This window comes from Pantoea sp. paga (assembly GCF_007558755.1).
In the GTDB taxonomy this organism is placed as follows: domain Bacteria; phylum Pseudomonadota; class Gammaproteobacteria; order Enterobacterales; family Enterobacteriaceae; genus Pantoea; species Pantoea agglomerans.
This window is the reverse complement of sequence record NZ_VLTF01000012.1, coordinates 56,669-73,486: the sequence shown is the minus strand read 5'-3', so window position 1 is coordinate 73,486 and position 16,818 is coordinate 56,669. Positions and strand designations below refer to the sequence as shown.

General features: G+C 38.0%; 18 protein-coding genes and 1 pseudogene. 10 read left to right on the top strand and 9 right to left on the bottom strand.

From position 1 onward, the window contains the following. From FOV68_RS22375 to FOV68_RS22365, 3 genes and pseudogenes are all read left to right on the top strand, one after another. Window positions 1–592: pseudogene (locus FOV68_RS22375) on the top strand (integrase); the annotation flags it as partial. Then, window positions 573–995 carry a hypothetical protein gene (locus FOV68_RS22370; protein WP_143991584.1) on the top strand — a complete coding sequence of 141 codons (423 nt, stop codon included), beginning with the start codon at window positions 573–575 and terminating at the stop codon, window positions 993–995. The pseudogene FOV68_RS22375 and the gene FOV68_RS22370, both read left to right, overlap by 20 nt. Before the next feature lie 86 nt (window positions 996–1,081). After that, window positions 1,082–1,489 carry a hypothetical protein gene (locus FOV68_RS22365; RefSeq protein WP_143991583.1) on the top strand — a complete coding sequence of 136 codons (408 nt, stop codon included), beginning with the start codon at window positions 1,082–1,084 and terminating at the stop codon, window positions 1,487–1,489. A gap of 51 nt (window positions 1,490–1,540) precedes the next feature. Here FOV68_RS22365 and FOV68_RS22360 read toward each other — a convergent pair whose 3' ends face one another. Together FOV68_RS22360 and FOV68_RS22355 are read right to left on the bottom strand one after the other, a co-directional pair. Then, window positions 1,541–2,704 (bottom strand): hypothetical protein, encoded by a 1,164-nt coding sequence (locus tag FOV68_RS22360; RefSeq protein WP_143991582.1) that lies wholly within the window; start codon window positions 2,702–2,704, stop codon window positions 1,541–1,543. Between the two features lie 67 nt (window positions 2,705–2,771). Further along, window positions 2,772–3,254, bottom strand: coding sequence for a type VI secretion system tube protein Hcp (locus FOV68_RS22355; RefSeq protein ID WP_143991581.1), 483 nt, complete (start codon window positions 3,252–3,254; stop codon window positions 2,772–2,774). A gap of 76 nt (window positions 3,255–3,330) precedes the next feature. Here FOV68_RS22355 and FOV68_RS22350 point away from each other — a divergent pair, with 76 nt between their 5' ends. Continuing rightward, window positions 3,331–4,140 (top strand): DUF4225 domain-containing protein, encoded by an 810-nt coding sequence (locus FOV68_RS22350; RefSeq protein WP_143991580.1) that lies wholly within the window; start codon window positions 3,331–3,333, stop codon window positions 4,138–4,140. Here the strand turns inward: FOV68_RS22350 and FOV68_RS22345 are convergent. The 6 genes from FOV68_RS22345 to FOV68_RS22320 form a co-directional block, all read right to left on the bottom strand. Beyond that, window positions 4,137–4,463 (bottom strand): hypothetical protein, encoded by a 327-nt coding sequence (locus FOV68_RS22345; RefSeq protein WP_143991579.1) that lies wholly within the window; start codon window positions 4,461–4,463, stop codon window positions 4,137–4,139. The genes FOV68_RS22350 and FOV68_RS22345 overlap by 4 nt on opposite strands. 145 nt (window positions 4,464–4,608) lie before the next feature. Then, window positions 4,609–5,181, bottom strand: a complete 573-nt coding sequence (locus FOV68_RS22340; RefSeq protein WP_143991578.1) for a hypothetical protein — start codon at window positions 5,179–5,181, stop codon at window positions 4,609–4,611. Between the two features lie 44 nt (window positions 5,182–5,225). Then, the gene (locus FOV68_RS22335) at window positions 5,226–5,828 is read right to left on the bottom strand and encodes a DUF4755 domain-containing protein (protein ID WP_143991577.1); all 603 of its coding nucleotides are present in this window, start codon (window positions 5,826–5,828) and stop codon (window positions 5,226–5,228) included. 306 nt (window positions 5,829–6,134) lie between these two features. Next, the gene (locus FOV68_RS22330; protein ID WP_143991576.1) at window positions 6,135–7,256 is read right to left on the bottom strand and encodes a relaxase/mobilization nuclease domain-containing protein; all 1,122 of its coding nucleotides are present in this window, start codon (window positions 7,254–7,256) and stop codon (window positions 6,135–6,137) included. A gap of 19 nt (window positions 7,257–7,275) precedes the next feature. Then, a complete protein-coding gene (locus FOV68_RS22325) occupies window positions 7,276–7,668 on the bottom strand; it encodes a hypothetical protein (protein ID WP_143991575.1) in 393 nt (130 codons plus the stop codon). A 230-nt stretch (window positions 7,669–7,898) separates the two neighbouring features. Next, window positions 7,899–8,681: a DUF4760 domain-containing protein gene (locus FOV68_RS22320; RefSeq protein ID WP_143991574.1), complete on the bottom strand. Its 783-nt coding sequence runs from the start codon at window positions 8,679–8,681 to the stop codon at window positions 7,899–7,901. 947 nt (window positions 8,682–9,628) lie between these two features. Between FOV68_RS22320 and hxsD the strand changes: the two genes are divergently transcribed. The 6 genes from hxsD to FOV68_RS22285 all read left to right on the top strand — a co-directional run bounded on the left by hxsD (window position 9,629) and on the right by FOV68_RS22285 (window position 15,625). Beyond that, entirely contained in the window at window positions 9,629–9,901 is a 273-nt protein-coding gene (hxsD, locus tag FOV68_RS22310; protein ID WP_143991572.1) for a His-Xaa-Ser system protein HxsD, read from the top strand. Further along, window positions 9,898–11,292, top strand: coding sequence for a His-Xaa-Ser system radical SAM maturase HxsB (gene hxsB / locus FOV68_RS22305; RefSeq protein WP_143991571.1), 1,395 nt, complete (start codon window positions 9,898–9,900; stop codon window positions 11,290–11,292). The genes hxsD and hxsB overlap by 4 nt, the downstream gene beginning before the upstream one ends. After that, window positions 11,285–12,397, top strand: coding sequence for a His-Xaa-Ser system radical SAM maturase HxsC (gene hxsC, locus FOV68_RS22300; RefSeq protein WP_143991570.1), 1,113 nt, complete (start codon window positions 11,285–11,287; stop codon window positions 12,395–12,397). The genes hxsB and hxsC overlap by 8 nt, the downstream gene beginning before the upstream one ends. Continuing rightward, a complete protein-coding gene (hxsA, locus tag FOV68_RS22295; RefSeq protein WP_143991569.1) occupies window positions 12,394–13,020 on the top strand; it encodes a His-Xaa-Ser repeat protein HxsA in 627 nt (208 codons plus the stop codon). Before hxsC ends, hxsA begins: the two co-directional genes overlap by 4 nt. A gap of 54 nt (window positions 13,021–13,074) precedes the next feature. Continuing rightward, window positions 13,075–13,359: a hypothetical protein gene (locus FOV68_RS22290; RefSeq protein ID WP_243408644.1), complete on the top strand. Its 285-nt coding sequence runs from the start codon at window positions 13,075–13,077 to the stop codon at window positions 13,357–13,359. A 76-nt stretch (window positions 13,360–13,435) separates the two neighbouring features. Continuing rightward, entirely contained in the window at window positions 13,436–15,625 is a 2,190-nt protein-coding gene (locus FOV68_RS22285; RefSeq protein ID WP_143991568.1) for an AAA family ATPase, read from the top strand. A gap of 318 nt (window positions 15,626–15,943) precedes the next feature. Here the strand turns inward: FOV68_RS22285 and FOV68_RS22280 are convergent, their stop codons facing one another. Continuing rightward, window positions 15,944–16,816 carry a plasmid partitioning protein RepB C-terminal domain-containing protein gene (locus FOV68_RS22280; protein WP_143991567.1) on the bottom strand — a complete coding sequence of 291 codons (873 nt, stop codon included), beginning with the start codon at window positions 16,814–16,816 and terminating at the stop codon, window positions 15,944–15,946. Window positions 16,817–16,818 lie beyond the last annotated feature (2 nt).

Below are 16,818 nucleotides of genomic sequence, written 5' to 3'. Positions count from 1 at the left end.
GTGGTCAGGAAGAGTATCAGTTACACAAAACAGAGTTTACAACCACATCACTGAAGATGAGATGATTGAAAAAGTGAAAACTCTGGGGATTAATCAGAAAGCTATAATTCCCTGCAATAGTGATGTGAATGACAACTTCGAAATCTCCACTCTTAGTGATTTAAAAAGTAAGGTAGAGCATGGTGCTGTTCATACAACTGAATATGGATATTGTGTGCACGATTACATTTTAGCTCCCTGTAGCAAATACTTTGATTGTATCAACTGTAGTGAGCAGATATGTGTCAAAGGGGAGATGCAGAAACTTGAAAGGCTCAGGTCCTTACTTGATACGACCGAACAACTCGTTGATAAAGTAAAAGATGCTATCAGTGAGGAGGAACTTGGGGCTGATAAGTGGTATCTGCATCAAACCAAAACCCTTGAAAGAGTGAAAGGGATGATTGCATTAATGGAAAACCCCGAACTGCCTGATGGTTCGCTTGTAAGAACGCATGGTGACGATTTTTCACACCTGTCTCGGATTTTAGAAATGAAGAAGGATGACAAGATAACAAACAAGGAGAACAATAATGGCCAAACACCTAACTAATAAAGACCTACAAATAATTATAAATTCTATAGCAGGATGGCAGACTTTAAGGCAGGGGAAGTTTACCTGGGAAAACCTTTGTGACTCTGTTACAGAGCTTCTGGGTAAGAGACCGACAAGACAATCCCTTAGTCAGCATAAAGAGATAGTAAGGGCTTTTGAACTTCAAAAGAAAAACATAAAATCTGGTGCATCTGAAGTCAAAAGACCTGCAAACCTGAACATTGCTTCACAGCAGATAAGAAATCTGCAACTAAAAAATGAATCGCTCAAAGAAGAAGTTAGGGTTTTGAAACAACAGTTCATAATATGGCAGTTTAATGCTTATAAATATGGGATTAAAGAATATCAACTCAATGCACCCCTGATGCCAGTTGATAGGGAAAAGACTGATAAAGAGTAAATTATTCAGGTTAGAAAAGTTGATTTTGAAATAGAATACGCTATAAATAATATGTCACGGATGACAAACTAGCAAGGATGCTTACTATGAATAGATTACAAAGATATTTGCCAGATCAACGTTTTTTGATTTTACTCAATAGGTTTATAATTAGGTATGATGAGTCTCAGTGTAACAAAGAAAAGATTGTGAAAGATGCCTACCTTTTCTGTGTAGGATATTTTTTGAAGTATCAGCAAGACTATGAAAATCCTCATTTGAAAGGGCCGAGTAATATTATTGCTGTTCTCTCATCTGCATTGCTTAGCCCTAATTTTCATACAATACCTGATACAGTTAGTTTGGAAAGAGTTCTTTATTATTATAAATTCATTGTTGAATATATAATATGGAATGATCACGATGTTGAAACGATATTCAAGCAACAGAAAGTTAGTTTTGACCAACACTCATTTTCGGTGAAAGAAAAATCAACAAGAAGTAAAATAAGGTAAATTTAAATGTTAAGGATCGTAATTACAGAAATGAAATTACGATCCTTTTTTTTAGGTTGGGCTTTTCCACTGAATAATTTTACTTTTGTCGAAAACGAAACATGATTGCATCTTTTTATCGAGGTTAATTAAGGTGTTCTCATCGAAATCCTTGTCGAATATTGAAAATTTTCTTGCTTCCTTATATGTTTTTTTGATATCGACTGGGCAAACCAAGCTTATATTTTTGTATGAAAAAAAGGTGACGCCTTTAATAGTATATTTGTTATTTGCGACATTTTTTTGTATATTCCAGTTTGGATAATCAAAAATTTCCACAGGGTAATCATCAGAGTTGATTGTATAGTTATGTTCTCTAAAGTCTGTAACTCCTGATAATTTCATTGAAATGTCTATTATCATTATGGGGATTGGTTTAATTACAAAAGATATCGGAATTAATAAAAGAAGAGATATTCCAACCGATAAACATGATCTCTTAAAGGATGAGGGTATGTCTTCTTTTCGAAGAAATAATGTTGCCGGGATCTGCGACATAATTATAATAGCTAATGAAACAAGAACTACACTTGCAAGACTTTCAGGAGATGAATCATCATTAATTTCAATTAAAGGGATAAATAAGGATAGGGCAGTCATAGGGGTAATAGCTATCACTCCAATTAACAACGAAGTGAATAATAGATACCATTTATATTTATATAAAGCTACTCTGTTATATAAAACGCCACCTTTTAAAAACTTTCTATTAAAGAAATACAAGCAAAATAAATTTACTAGAGTCGCTATTGCGAATAAGGTCCATATGTTTTTTGAAGTTAGTTCAAATAATGAATAAAATGCTATGAAAAAAATCGCTGTTGTTGTGAGTATAGATGTTATTAATATCGCTTTGCTCGAATATTCTATTGTTTCAGGGTAACGTTCACTCTTGTAAAATTTGTTGTTGAAGGACAGGATCATTAATGCGGATGGAGTATAAAATAAAAGCATGAATAATATTATCGACATGATCAAAAAAATGGCGATGATATCAAACGTTTTTTCACTTTCTAAAACCAAAGAAAAGACATCGAGACGGCCTAATCTGTTTAGATATATCCAAAGACTTGATGCCCCTAAACAGTAAATGATTCCAGCCAAAGGAACTAAACTTAATAATTTCATTACTATCGGAGAATTGAATCTAAGGGTGGTTTCTTTGTTATCAAGCATTTTCTGACCTTTATTAGTTATTCATCTATAGCACTCTAACAGTGCTTTGAAGATTACTAATTGAAAATTAGCTTTCTTTATTCTCTTTAATGTTCCATGCCGATTGGGACTCAGCCCCCTTACCGCCAGTAGAGGACTGCTCCCAGTATTGTGTTTTGACCTTAGATGCCTGGAACTGGTAAGTCATACCTACGAGATCCCTTTGTGAAGACCCGTTAAAAATTGCATTAGTAATCAATACTTCTTCAAGGGTGATACGACAGTATTCGATCTGACTACCTCCTGCTTTGCAGACTGATAGTTCGACTTTAGCTATATGTTTTCCGTTAGATACATACCGCATGATAGCTGGAGTTGCCTTATCAATCGGTGCTTGTGCACTCAGATCAAGATATCTCACTTTACCAGCTCCGCCACCACCGCCAACGGACATGTTTCCGAGTTGGCTCGCACCCCATGTAAACGAGTCAATGTTGATCCATCCAGCATGATTACTGTCTTTTGCCTCGCCAGTGATGCCATCGATTTTCAGGTAGATATCCGTGTTCATTCGAGCTTCCTCTTTTCGTTTTCAACTGAATCTGTTTAAATATATTACTGGATCTATAATCGCACAGGGCAAATGCATGGACAACTACCTCGATAAAAACAGGCTCCTAAATTACTTTTTAGTCATGGCAAATGCTGAGGCTAATCAGTTAATTAGCCAAGCAAATTTTATCTCAGCGATCCATCTTAAGGACGGTTTTGCCAGATTGCAGTTTCAAAATGAGATCCAAAAATTTATTGATAATCAGATTCATACAATACGTAATTCAAAATCTGAAAATGAGTGCCAGGAATGTGTTCAAAATCTAAAGATTGAGCAAGATTACTTGTCAATCCAGGACCGTATGCTCAGAAGCGGTGAAGCCGTAGTTCATGCTTCAGTAGAATTGGTCAAAGGTTACCAGAACGAACTGGGTTATATCATCAACGGTATAGGAGTGGTTACTGGAGCTTTTCAGGTTGTAACAGGTGTTGGAATCTTTGTCGCTTCATTTGTCACCGGGAATGTTGTTGGTGCCGGAGCAGGGTTGTTCCTGGTTATGCACGGAGCCAACTCTGTCGAGGAAAGTGTATACTCGCTAATAGGCGAGAAAGAACGTACTGGATTGGTTAAAGAGGGTTATATCGCTTCGGCTGAATTCCTTGGCTTCGATGCAACTACAGGTAGGGAAGCTTACACAGCAATGGATGTAGGACTCTCAGCATACGGACTATTGAAGTTTACTGTTAAGCCTGATGCCTGGAGATTGTTCAGAAACATACCAAGCGATTATGCCCGTCACTTTAACAATATAAGCAAAGCTTCTCTTGCTCTAAAAATTGTCAGTAATGGGCCTAATTTGAAGCTGATGTATGATCTTCACACAGGAAGAAATGAAAATAATTAAAGAGAATTTTTCTTTGCCTTTAAATATTTCATTGCCTTGTAGCCAAATTGCATTGGGATCAAAAATAATACAGATGCATATAAAATAATAGAAACTATAACGACACCAATAAGATGCCCATTATCATAGTTGACGGCGGATGCCAATAAAGCGATAGTCATCAAAGATATTAAAAGCACTCCGGCATAAAATCGTTTTTTCAGTTCTTCCAGAAGGGTTATGAAAGGCTTGTTATCTTTGTCAGAGTATTCTTGTAAGATATTTACTTGATTGTCCGTAAATCCATAATTTTTAAGTTCTTCTCTAGTAATCGTTTCTTTCATGGCTCATCTCCTTCATCGCTTGATCTGATTATAACCTATAAGAATCAGTGAAGGAATTCATCTTTTATAAGGTTTTTTTAATGCTGAAGAAGGAATCCATAAGGAATTAGCGGGACGTAAAAATCCCGCTTGTTTATTAAATGTGTTATAGTTTAGTAACAATACCAGTTAAATCTATTACGGTGGTAAAGTTCTGGCTTTCAGTATACTGCGACCAGTTACTTACATATGAAAAACTGCTGATTTTTGCGGTAACAGCAATCACTTCGTCTTTTTTAAAGCTGGCAATATCATTCTCTAAACCATCATAGTATTGGATATGTAAAACTCCCATACATTTCCTTGTGTCGGTTGTTCTAAACAATATTCCGTATTCACCATGAACCTTAGCACCCAATGTCTTGGCACTATTGAATTCTGACACCCTGACTATTTTAGCATTCTGAATTTTAACAACCTGACCTGTCCATTTCTTCTCAGACATTGTGGTATTGCTATCATAATCGGAGCAGATTTTACCTAAACCACTGACTACCTTTGAAGAAGATAATTCAATTTTTTGACCACTGTCCTGGGTTTTGATCTTTTTGCTCGGGCTTAATTTTTCATTTAACGATTTTATTGACGAATCAATGGTGTTTACACCAGACTCAATTTGTTGGCATCCACTTAAAAAAATAGCAATCAAAGCAACTAACAATTTTTCTTTATTTAGCATCAGTTTAATCCAGATTTTAGTGGAGTAGTTTCTACCCCTAATAGTTATTTATTAAACACTTGATCGAAGACTTGCATCCAACTCTTAAACTGAAGTTCAAGATCTCTCACACCATCCTGAGTATTGATATGCCCGCTTTTCGGGAAAAATCGAATGTGCCATTCTGGTTGCTGAACATCATTTACGGTTACGAAGAAGCCAGATTCATACAGGTTTTTGTTAGTGTTAATATTATTTAGGGTCAGGCTATTTAATCCGCCTCCAACAATTTCGCCTCCGTGTGATAAATTATATCTCCACTCCTTTACATCTGAAAAGTTATAAGTTTTTTGTTTTTTTTCTTCTTTTAAGAAAATTTTTCCTTTATTGGTATCAATGATCATCATCGAACTGAAATATTCATGACTCCAGATACCATCATTTTTCTCATTAAAATAATCCCTGGTGCTGGCATTCCACTTCTTAACTTTGAACTTCTTATAGGCGAACATCAAAAGCATAATGCTTACGAAAACCCAAATCATCGCAAGCTGAACTAAACCTTGCATACCTAAAAAGAAAAAAATGACGATTGGTAAAGCGATAGCAATCCATACTCGCTTCATCATCAGGAAACTAGGTTGCTTAACTTCAGTCATTGTTGTCATAAAATCATCCAGTATTGTTTCGTTGGATTCAGAGCGCACGCATCCATCAGCTTATTTTGCTGATAAATCAGTGAGCTATATCGCTTCGTTTGAAGTTACATTACGGCCAGTAATGAGTTTCTAGCAAATCATTTGTACCGATCGATCAGATCTTTTTGATAGCTATAAGCTATCATGATATTGAAATTGATCTGTAAAAACGATCGATCGGTTTTTCCTATCAATATGATTATTAATAAGAATAGATAGCGCATTTGACTTAATGTGTAGTTTTAAGCTACTGATAACTAGCAGGTTTAAGAGGCTTCAAACAGAAAATCTTTTTTTCCCACTGGTGCTTTCTATGATGATTGCGAGTGGTTCTTTATCGCCAAGGTTTTGGGTGGGGGGAACGAAATGGAAAGGTTTCATCTTGATTGACGGCTTGAGAATGCTCAGACCCGTTGCTTTCAAGGCTTGGATAATCTGCTTCAGGTATGGGACCCATAGTAGCCAGCGAACACTGCCATTCTGTTTAGTATTCGGCTCCTCAATGTGTGGAATAGCCGGGGAGTTGAACATTGGCTCGTCGTCTATGTTAGCCAGGCTTTCCATTGCTTCTGACTCCAGCTCAGGCAACCCTGTATCAGCTATCACCTGAGGCTCGACAGCAGGGGGGAGGATAAACCTCTTACTCAGGCTCGACCAAGAGTAGACTTTACCTAACTGAGATGCTTTGAAGGCGATTCCTGCATACTCAAATGAGAAGCCATTCATTTTACCCGTAGAAGCAATACTCGCTTTGGCTGTTATCTTTAGCTTGCTGAGTTCGTAAACAAAATCGTCAATGGTGATGGTGCCATAGAAACTGAGCACCGCCTCAATTGCTTCCTGGATGATTTTCTTTGGTGCTTTGTTGCCTGTCCTTGCTTCCATCATTTCCTCATTCCTTCCAGTTTTCCTGACTTTGGGTGTTGAAGAAGGAGATGAACCTTTGGTTCGTGTAAGCAGATGATCCCGCTCAAGCTCATGAATGATCCTGGTGCTGATGAGGTTCTCATTTCTGCCAAGGTAGAGCTGGCCATCAGGTATACGGATGCGAGAAGCAATTATGTGTATGTGCTGGCCGGCCTCATCATCGTGTAGGACATAACAACGAAGATGGGTATCATCGAATCCCATGCGCTTCATGTAGTCGCTAGCCACAAGCTTCCATTGCTCATCAGTGAGTGAATCTCCTATAGGAAGCCGAAGAGAGTTGTGCCAGACAGGTTTCTGCACATCTGGGCGGAGCTTCTGTGTTCGCATGAACTCAACAGTCACCTCATCGACAGATAAGCCAATCATGTTACCGCCGATTATCACAGGAGCTGTTTTGTGATGAGATGCTGGGGCAAGTGCATATGATACAACACCTCTGAAGCACCTACCCCTGCGGATTTTTTGCATTCCTTTCACGAGCGGAAAATCACTTATCGAGTGAGAGCAGGGCATCTCTCACATGAGATAGCTTCAGCCTGAGAGTATCGACTTCATTACTCAAAGGCTGAGCATCAGATCCGCGACGAATAAGAAATGAAGTGAGGTCATTCAACTTTTGCAGAGAAGCCGTCAGTTGATGCCAGGCTTCTTTGTTCACCTCAGGAACTGAGGGAGGCAATTGCTTGAGGGCTGAAGATCTCAGCCAACAGCTTCTGCTGAGCTGTCCTCTGGACTGGTTTACTTTGCTCAGCTCAACCTCATTCAACCTGACAGTTACTGAATACCTGCGAAGACGGTTGGGAGGTAACTTCTTTGCGACAGGATTATTGGTAAACGAAGAGGGAAACTCATCATCGAAAATAATATTTATTTTTTCCATATCAACTCCTTTTGATATTTAGGCTTAATAGCAAATCCGTATGCTATATGTAATAAATACCATAAACCTCAATAGTGTCAATGGTTTGGCTTTTGCTTGTGGGGGGGCTTTGATCTTTCTTTTTCAACCGAAGGGAAGAAAAAGCAAGGCAACTCAAAGATGCGGAGCATCTATGAGTTAGCCCTTGCTTAAAAAATTAAGCATTTATATGCACCATTTTTTATGATTTTTTAAAAAGATGGTTTTTGATATTTTTTTAGTTTTTTTAGGAACTTATTCAATTTCGATTTGTCAACCAAAAGGTTATTGCTGTTATGTATTTCAGTCTTGGCTTCATTTATTGTTCGCAATGTTTGTAATGTTGTTTTGTTAAGTGAGCCTCTAATGGTGTGATTTAAATCCCATTTTGTAGCCAACCACTCAACATTAAGAAAAGCTCTTATGTTCTTTTTTTTCCTACATTCGATCATTGGCACCAGTGCGTTATATGTTAAAACTAATGTTGTCCCTTGAGCACTGTAAATAAATTCCTCGTCATAAACTTTATGCCTTACTGCATTTGCACACCGCTCCCAAGAATTCAGTATATATAGTATACTTTCATATCCTTCTATAACCTCTTTTTTAGGGGCTATCGTTACTGCACCAGAAACGCTTTCTGACTCTTTTTTATAATCTTTTCTTGATAAGAAATAATATCTTTCAAGATATGGGGCTAAAATTGTGGTTCTGATACTTTCATCTATAACCATATTATCTTTAATCATGGGTGTAATTAACCTCCTTACATTATCCCAGTGCTGAATGAATGTGACATTTGTCTGGCAAAACAATTCAAATTCAAGAGCGTTTTTTTCTCGTGCTGTCTTCCTGTTTTTGCTTACGGTGATAATTGCAATCAAAGCTGCCAATGCGGCCGTAATAAACGTACAAATGGAGGTTATTAATGGGGGTAAATAGTTTATTGGTAGTGTTTTCTCAGGACCAAAAAAATAAATTAACATATCTTCCATAGAACTTTCCTTAGTTAATAAAAAAGCGCCGCTAGGCGCTTTTATTTAGATTAGGTAGAGAGGTCTTTAAAAAAGACCCCAGTCTTCTTCTCGCAGTAAGATATTAGTCATGATGTTCTCCTTTAGCTAACAACTACCTTTTATATACTACATTTTTGGTTGGTTGTCAATTTTTTATGTATTGACATCTAAAATATGGCCTTTTTGTTTCAATTTACATAAAAATATTTTTGATTTCCTGACTTTTCACTAAATATGAGGGTATTTATTCATTTTTTCTAAAATGAATATTAGAAAAATTATAACAAAAAAATCATCATGAAATAGAGTGGTAAAATCAATGGCTTGTGTATAGTTTCAATTTGGTTATTAACATTTAAATACTTTGTAGGGATATACACCGTCCTGTAATCGGCACCCTTGACACCATGACTGGACGATGAATCGACCATCACCCATATTTCGCATACCAAAATCATCATGTTTATAGAAAACATGCGTGCCTGCTTTACTTGAGCATGAAGGACAACTTTTGAACACCTCGCCATCTTTTTCAATTATAACAGAATCATGCAGGGACTGCTGACATGTGAAACATACATCTTCCGCTGGTTTCTCAGACATTTGATTGATTCTCCATTATTACATTTTAAATCAATAAGTTAGCCAGTGCCTCTTGATGCACGTAATTTAATCAAATCATAAGTTCATGTAATCATATTGGCATGCGTCATAAAAATTTTCAAAACAAATTTACATTCTCAAACATGATGATTAATATTGCAGCATAAGAATATTCTGTAAATTATAAAAAATAAATTCTTATAAAACATATAGTTATTGGTGGTTGCTGTTTTTTTGCCATGTCATCCGAGGTTTATTGCTTTCTTTGAAAGGTAACTAAAATTTTGGGATTTCTTCTTTGATACTTTCTGGGTGGTAATGTTATGCAAAAAAATATATCAAAAACAACGCATTCCGAATGGGTGTTGAGGAATAGCCTTTACTGGATGAGTACTGTCACCCGCTGGAAGCTTGATGAAGACGATGAGCACTGGTTCATTTCGTTTGAACATTGGAACGACGAGATTGAGTTCGAGTTTGAACGACTGTTGAATGATTACAAGCTAAGAGAGAAGCTCCAGGCACATACCGGCCAAGTCAGGGCTTCTATCATCGACAATGTTCTGAGGAGCATCGATACGAGACTTGCCGAATGAATACGATGCCATTCAACTTTGACCGCCTTAGCAATGGCAAAGTCTTCATCAGCAACCTTGCTGGCTTTCACAGCTTCGTCGATGACGAAGAGCTACATCTTCTTGCCGATAACAAATTCCCTCCAGAACAAACAACCTCCCGGCTACTTGAAAGCAGATTGTTCATTTCAGACGATGCTACTCAGGCAGTTTCAAAAGCCTCCCTAAGTTCTGCCTTTGCCAAACGACTGATGAACGAACTGGCCGTCAGACCAATCTTCATGATTGTGCCGACTCTCAGGTGCGATCACACATGCAAGTATTGCCAAGTCAGCAGAGCATCGGTCACCGCTGATGGTTACGATCTGAACCCAGAACTGATACCGGAAATCGTAAGCACCATTAAGAAGCTGGGCACCCCTCCATACAAGGTTGAAGTGCAGGGCGGAGAACCGCTCCTCAGGTTCGATCTCGTTCGGGCAATTTATGAGGAATGCGAGAGTTCATTAGGTAGTGATGCTTTCGAAATGGTTATTGCTACGAGTCTCTCCATACTCGATGCAGATATCATCTCTTGGGTTAAAAAACGGAACATCACCTTCTCCGTCTCGCTTGATGGGAATGAAGCCGTCCACAACAAGAATCGTATCCTCACCGATTATCAGGCTCACAACAAAGCTGTCACGGGCATTAGAAAAATCACAGAAGAGCTGGGAGCTAATCGGGTAGCTACGGTAACCACAGTTACTAAGGAGCTGACAAAAGATCCAGCCTCCATTGTGGATGCTCATCTGTCTCTTGGCCTAACCGACATGTTTATCAGGCCAGTAAGTCCCTATGGGTTTGCTCAGAAGCAGAGCTTCACTTTTTCAATGCCTGAATATTTTGAGTTTTATAAAAAGTTAATGCAGGAAGTGTTGCTTCAGAACCAGAAGGGCATACCTGTCGTTGAGCATTCAGCTTCAATCCATCTAAAGCGAATTTTCAATCCGGGCTTCAGTGGTTATGCAGATCTGAAATCACCAAGCGGAGTAGTGCTGAACTGCATCCTGTTCAACTATGACGGCAAGGTATACGGTAGCGATGAAAGCCGTATGCTTCAGAAAGTAAATCCCGAAGCAGATTTCAGTGCAGGAGAGTTTGCTTCACTGTCATTCAGTAGCAACGAATACTACCGTTCCGCTCTCTCATCATCATTCAACTTCGCCATGCCAGGTTGTGACACCTGCGCATATCAGCCTTTCTGTGGAGCAGATCCTTGTCAGAACATCAGTGTTCATGGCGAGCCTGTTGGTGACAAGAGTCGGTCAACATTCTGCCAGTATCATAAAGGGATGTTCCGCTTCCTGCTGAATGAAATCTCTCAGGATGGACCAATGGCTGAGATGCTCAAAAGGTGGGCTTATGTCTGAGGTGCTGAGAAACGATATTTTCCGGTTTTCATCCGACTTACCAGTTCAGCAAGGCTTCTATTGCCTGTGTAAAACCAAGCCCGAGAATCCTCAATTCTATCTGCCAAATTTGCTTGTCACTGCGACACAACTCGATGCCAGACTGCCTGCATATTTTGCAGACTCGATTGCGAGTCAGGAACTTTTCGATTCCATTGAAGATGGTGACATTGGGATCGTCAACAACGGCAACATGCTCCGGGTGATACTGTCCCGCAGAGCAAACCACAACACTGTCCTTGTCACTGAAAGGTGCAACAACAGTTGCCTGTTTTGTTCTCAGCCTCCTAAAGCTGGAAACGATGACTGGCTTCTCAACCAGTCAGCTCTCGCTATCGCTTCCTTCTCTCTGAATGGAGTAGTGGGAGTGAGCGGGGGAGAGCCTTTGCTCTACGGCGAAGACTTCCTGCATTTTCTGGACTTCATCATCGAAAACTCTCCTGACACAGCACTGCATGTTCTAACCAACGGACGGAAGTTTGCGGATGTCAGTTTTACCCAGCAGATGAAAGAACGAAGCGAAAAGATCAAAATCACGTTCGGGATACCGCTTTATTCTTCAAGAGCATCAGTGCACGACTATCTGGTCGGAAGCGAGGGAGCATTTGATGAAACAATCAGGGGAATGATCAATGCCGGTAACTCAGGGATCAACATAGAACTTAGAGTCATCCCTACTCAGGCGAACTACACAGAGCTTGATGACATAGTAGAGTTTGCTGGTCGTGTGTTCTCCAACATTAACCAGATCTCCCTGATGGGGTTAGAGTCGATTGGATGGGCCCGTAAGAACTGGTCATCAATCTTCATAGAGCACGACAACTACAGCGAAAAAATCCTTTCGGCTTTAGACACTGCACACAGGTCAGGTATCCCTCTTACCATCTTCAATTACCCACTGTGCCACCTTCCTGAAAGGGCATGGGGTTTTGCTACACAGTCCATCTCTGACTGGAAAAATTACTATCCCAAAGAATGTGATGAATGCACTCAGAAGTCTTCCTGTGCTGGTTATTTCAGTTCATCAAAAGGCCGTTTTCATCAACCTCCGAGACCAATAATATGAAAAAGTTTAATTTCGCGGCTCTGCTTCCTGGTTTTTTGGCTCTTAACAATTCAGTATGGGCAAGTGATTCATCTACTGGTGCCAGTGATTTACCTGGTATGACTTTGAACGAACATGATTTGGTGATAGCTCCGCTCAACACCGAAATGCCGTTCTACATTGCCGGACACAGAAGTCACAGTTCTCACCGTAGCCACAGCTCACACCGTTCTTCATCAGGCGGTGGATACTATGGCGGAAGCACTCCTTACTATCCCAAAACATACAGCTCGCCAAGCACCTCAGACTCATCCAGTTCAGGAACTCGCTCCTCCTCCTCAATCCGTTCGCTTCGTTCTAACGACACTGATAGCTCAACTACAACAAGCTCAGCAGGAACCACAGGTGCCAACCGTGCAAGTAGTGGGCTGACTGCTGATACAGAAAAACGTAAGCGGTTGATCATGAGAGTGCAGTTTGCCTTACTCGATAAAGGTTTTTACAACGGCAATATTGACGGGAGCATGGGACCAGCGACACGAACAGCCATTAAGAATTACAGAGTTGCAAATGGGCTACCCACACCGGCAAGGGAAACCTTGGATACACAGTTATTAAATTCTCTAAGTATTTTAGCTCGTTAAAATAAAGTAAATAGTGTTCAAACCGATAATATCATCAATTGTATTTTGGAGGTTATGATGGCCCTTATAAATAAATCAGATTTGAAATATACCTATAGTTGGACTGCTATAGGTGATGACGATCCTAAAAAAACAGGTAAGCCTGACAGCACATTGCTCAGCAGAAACGAAGGATATGAAGTTCTTCCGTTCTTAAATAGATTTGCAGAAAAGCATTCTTTTAAAAGTAAGGAATCAGCACTCAAGGCTGAGAAGATGATAAAAGAATACTTGCCTAGTGATATCAGAAGCCACAAGAATGTCACTTCGTGGCTGGAAGATAACTGGAGTAAATATTGACGATCATATATAAATGGCTCATAAATGAGCCATTTTAAATTATTTTTGTGTCTTGTAGAATAAAAGGAATATATCAATGGCACAGTTAGTGATTAAAAATGTAAGAAGCTATTCTAAAGAACGAAGCATTAATATAGATTTGAGTAAAAAAATAAATCTTATATATGGTCAAAATGGAAGCGGTAAATCTACCATATCAGGATATTTTTATAGCCCATCCAATTCATCATACAGGGAGTGTTCTTTTAGTCAAAAAGATGATTATCAGTATGTCGTATATAACAATCAGTTTGTAGAAGACTCGTTTTATCATAAGTCTGAACAACCTGGTGTTTTTACATTGAGTCAAAGTAATAAAGAAGTTATGGAGGATATTAAACGGTCAGATAAAAAAATGGCTAGTTTAAAAGGTAGTCTGACACGGCTTGAAAATGGGATAAAAGAAAAAGATGAAATGCTTACAAAGCTTGAGAATAGCTGTAAAGATGCTGTATGGAAAAAAACAGCACATATCAGATCAACCGAGCTTACTGAGTTAATGACTGGGAGTTTAAGAAAAGATAGCCTATATAATAAAATATGCACACAAGTTAGAAAAGATGAAGCTAGTTCAGATGATGTTTTAAATGAATATAAAAAATTAAAAAATAATAAAAGTTCTTCTTTCAATTCAATCAACCTCCCATCAATGCCTATCTTGAATAGACTACAGGAAGAACTGCTCCTAACACCATTAATCCCATCGTCTAATAGTTACCTTTCAAATGTTATTAATGAGTTAGGGAATGCAGATTGGGTCAAGTTGGGATTAGGATATGTTAATGACACGAAGTGTCCATTCTGCCAAGGAGATACAATCAATAATGATTTCTTAAAAGCAATAAGCGATGTCTTTGACGAAATATATGAACTAAGATTAGAAGATCTTAGATCTTTTCATAATGATTACTCCAAAGCTTGTGACGATTTTACAAGAGAATTAGAGCATTCTCTAAATGGCTCGGGTTACATTTCTGATGACGATAGTATCTGGAGTCTCATCACACAGAACGGGCAAGCACTTGAACTAAATAAAAACGCTATCAAAGAAAAGATTGAAAAACCTTCGGCTGTAATATCAGTCACTGATTTATCAATGAATCACGATGAATTGAACACAAAAATTAAAGATTTGAATGGTGAAATAAAAGAAATTAATGACAGGTTAAATATTTATGAAGCGAGCATTTCCAATGTTACTAATAAGCTTTGGATGGTATTGAGAAATTTATGTGGTGATGTGATTGATAATAATAACAGTAATATGGATGAGTTGAAAAAGGAAAGGAATACAATAATAAAAAGGAAAGAAACTCTTGAAGGTGAAATACAGCAGGAAAAAAATAATTTTTCACAACTCAGAAAAAAAGTTTCTAACATGGACGAAACTATAGATAAAATAAATGCATCCCTCAGAAATCTTGGGCTAAATGGTTTAGAGATTAAAAAAGCACATGAAAGAAATTTTTTTCAAATACACAGAGGGAACGATAATGTTGAAGTTTACAAATCATTAAGTGAAGGTGAAAAAACGATAATAACCTTCTTGTATTTTTTGGAGTGTTGCGAAGGTCAACTCGAAGAAGGAGAGGTTAAAGATAAGTTAATTGTAATTGATGATCCTATATCAAGTCTATCTCATGACTATATTTATGAAATATCTTCATTGATACATTATCGAATTATTGAAGGTATGGCACCAGAAGCTAAAGTTCTGGTACTTACCCATAACTTGTTCTTTTTCCAAGAGCTTTTAAAACTAGCACCTCCTAAAATAAAAACCTTCGATAAGCAATATAATTTATTGAGAGTAGTAAAGAATGAATTTAGTGATGTCATTGCCATGTCTAAAGGTGATATCAAAAATGAGTATGAATCCTATTGGATGGTATTAAAAAATGTGAAAGATGGTATTGTGAATCCGGTTGTTCTTCCAAATGTAATGCGAAATATTCTTGAATATTATTTTTCATTTTCATGTAAGTTGGAAAGCCTTAAAGTAGTATTAGAAAAACTTGCAGAGTCGGAAAGTGATATTACCTACAAGTCCTTCTGTCGCTATATGCATAGAGGGTCACACTCAGATTCTTCGAATATAAATAATTTAGGCAGGGGGGCAACTGAAAAATATTTTGAAATCTTCAAAGATGTTTTTGATAAGACGGATGATCTTCCACATTATAATCGAATGTTTGGAAGTGAAATTGATAAGGAAATGACAGAATAAGAAGGGTTACCACTGAGGCATCTCTGAATCGAATCAACGACGTGGCAAGGAGCGAGTGTGCTGGCACACCGTTTCCCACTGCCCGTTTCGGAAACGATCATACTGGCGAACCAGCACAACTTTTTCAAAAGTCATGGCATTAACTCCATCTTTTCTCAGTTTGCAACTGATAGCCTTTACACCCCATGTGCAAAGCAAGCATACTATGGGATTGGGCAGGAAAGAGTGCCTCAGTGGTAAGAAAGCATTCTAATAAAAAGAGGCATGAATGCAAGCATTTTATTAAAAAAATGATAAAATGTAATCCCATATGGTTTTTTAAGTAAGTTTATCTATGTCAGAGATATTTGTTAGTTCATTCAGGTAATCGTTCTTATTCCTCAAAAGCCAATGAAATACTTTTGGATTTTCCAGCAGTTTCTTGATATGAGAAATGATAATTGTTAGTTTTAAGCTATTTGAGCCGTATGTTTCTTTGATTTTTTGAGTGTCAAAATGAACTTGAGCCATTTCTTTCTCAAGTCGTTCTATCGCTTTCCTGTTCGCAAGTTTTGAGTCTGATTTCTTTTTTGGGTGCTGTATAAGGTATTCAGGAGAGGAACTGTGATATAGTGATTCCGAAAATAGAGTTGAATAGTTTTCAAACTTTACCATCAGGTTCGCACATTCTATCTGTCTCAAAGGAACCATTTTCTTTAAGGTTCTAAAAGTATTAACCGGAATATCTTTATCGTTAAACAGCTCTATCACTTCCGGGCATATACCCTTCAGAACTGAGAGGTTAGATTTCAGAGACTCAACACTTATATTTAATGCGGTGCAAAGCATTTCAACAGGAACTCCTACTCTTACAGCTTCTTTAAGCATTCGTTGAATCTGTATAATTGTTATGCGGTTAACTTTTTTATTTGGTGTGTAGGTATCGTATGTGGTCGAAATTAGGCAGTTAACTTTATCTTCGCCTAAGTCTTTAAGGGCCTCAACCCTAAGGTGACCATCGAGGATTTTCACAGAATTATCTGTCTGATCAATGAAGACAAGTATTGGTTCTACTAAGCCGATGGCTAATATTGTGCTTTTAATTTGAGTAAATTTTTTACTGATTTGAAAATTTACAGGAAGCTTTTTTGTGTAAGTCAGATCAGTGAGTTTAAAACTTACTGATTTGTCATTGAAGCAGTATTTGATCATTT

What these genes read in the sequence shown, in the direction of transcription:
- FOV68_RS22335 (WP_143991577.1), bottom strand. Translation starts at nt 5,828, where the DNA reads ATGACAACAATGACTGAAGTTAAGCAACCTAGTTTCCTGATGATGAAG.
- FOV68_RS22320 (WP_143991574.1), bottom strand. Translation starts at nt 8,681, where the DNA reads ATGGAAGATATGTTAATTTATTTTTTTGGTCCTGAGAAAACACTACCA.
- hxsA (WP_143991569.1), top strand. Translation starts at nt 12,394, where the DNA reads ATGAAAAAGTTTAATTTCGCGGCTCTGCTTCCTGGTTTTTTGGCTCTT.
- FOV68_RS22285 (WP_143991568.1), top strand. Translation starts at nt 13,436, where the DNA reads ATGGCACAGTTAGTGATTAAAAATGTAAGAAGCTATTCTAAAGAACGA.
- FOV68_RS22365 (WP_143991583.1), top strand. Translation starts at nt 1,082, where the DNA reads ATGAATAGATTACAAAGATATTTGCCAGATCAACGTTTTTTGATTTTA.
- FOV68_RS22345 (WP_143991579.1), bottom strand. Translation starts at nt 4,463, where the DNA reads ATGAAAGAAACGATTACTAGAGAAGAACTTAAAAATTATGGATTTACG.
- FOV68_RS22350 (WP_143991580.1), top strand. Translation starts at nt 3,331, where the DNA reads ATGGACAACTACCTCGATAAAAACAGGCTCCTAAATTACTTTTTAGTC.
- FOV68_RS22360 (WP_143991582.1), bottom strand. Translation starts at nt 2,704, where the DNA reads ATGCTTGATAACAAAGAAACCACCCTTAGATTCAATTCTCCGATAGTA.
- FOV68_RS22340 (WP_143991578.1), bottom strand. Translation starts at nt 5,181, where the DNA reads ATGCTAAATAAAGAAAAATTGTTAGTTGCTTTGATTGCTATTTTTTTA.
- FOV68_RS22355 (WP_143991581.1), bottom strand. Translation starts at nt 3,254, where the DNA reads ATGAACACGGATATCTACCTGAAAATCGATGGCATCACTGGCGAGGCA.
- FOV68_RS22370 (WP_143991584.1), top strand. Translation starts at nt 573, where the DNA reads ATGGCCAAACACCTAACTAATAAAGACCTACAAATAATTATAAATTCT.
- hxsB (WP_143991571.1), top strand. Translation starts at nt 9,898, where the DNA reads ATGAATACGATGCCATTCAACTTTGACCGCCTTAGCAATGGCAAAGTC.
- FOV68_RS22330 (WP_143991576.1), bottom strand. Translation starts at nt 7,256, where the DNA reads ATGCAAAAAATCCGCAGGGGTAGGTGCTTCAGAGGTGTTGTATCATAT.
- FOV68_RS22280 (WP_143991567.1), bottom strand. Translation starts at nt 16,816, where the DNA reads ATGATCAAATACTGCTTCAATGACAAATCAGTAAGTTTTAAACTCACT.
- hxsC (WP_143991570.1), top strand. Translation starts at nt 11,285, where the DNA reads ATGTCTGAGGTGCTGAGAAACGATATTTTCCGGTTTTCATCCGACTTA.
- FOV68_RS22325 (WP_143991575.1), bottom strand. Translation starts at nt 7,668, where the DNA reads ATGGAAAAAATAAATATTATTTTCGATGATGAGTTTCCCTCTTCGTTT.
- FOV68_RS22290 (WP_243408644.1), top strand. Translation starts at nt 13,075, where the DNA reads ATGATGGCCCTTATAAATAAATCAGATTTGAAATATACCTATAGTTGG.
- hxsD (WP_143991572.1), top strand. Translation starts at nt 9,629, where the DNA reads ATGCAAAAAAATATATCAAAAACAACGCATTCCGAATGGGTGTTGAGG.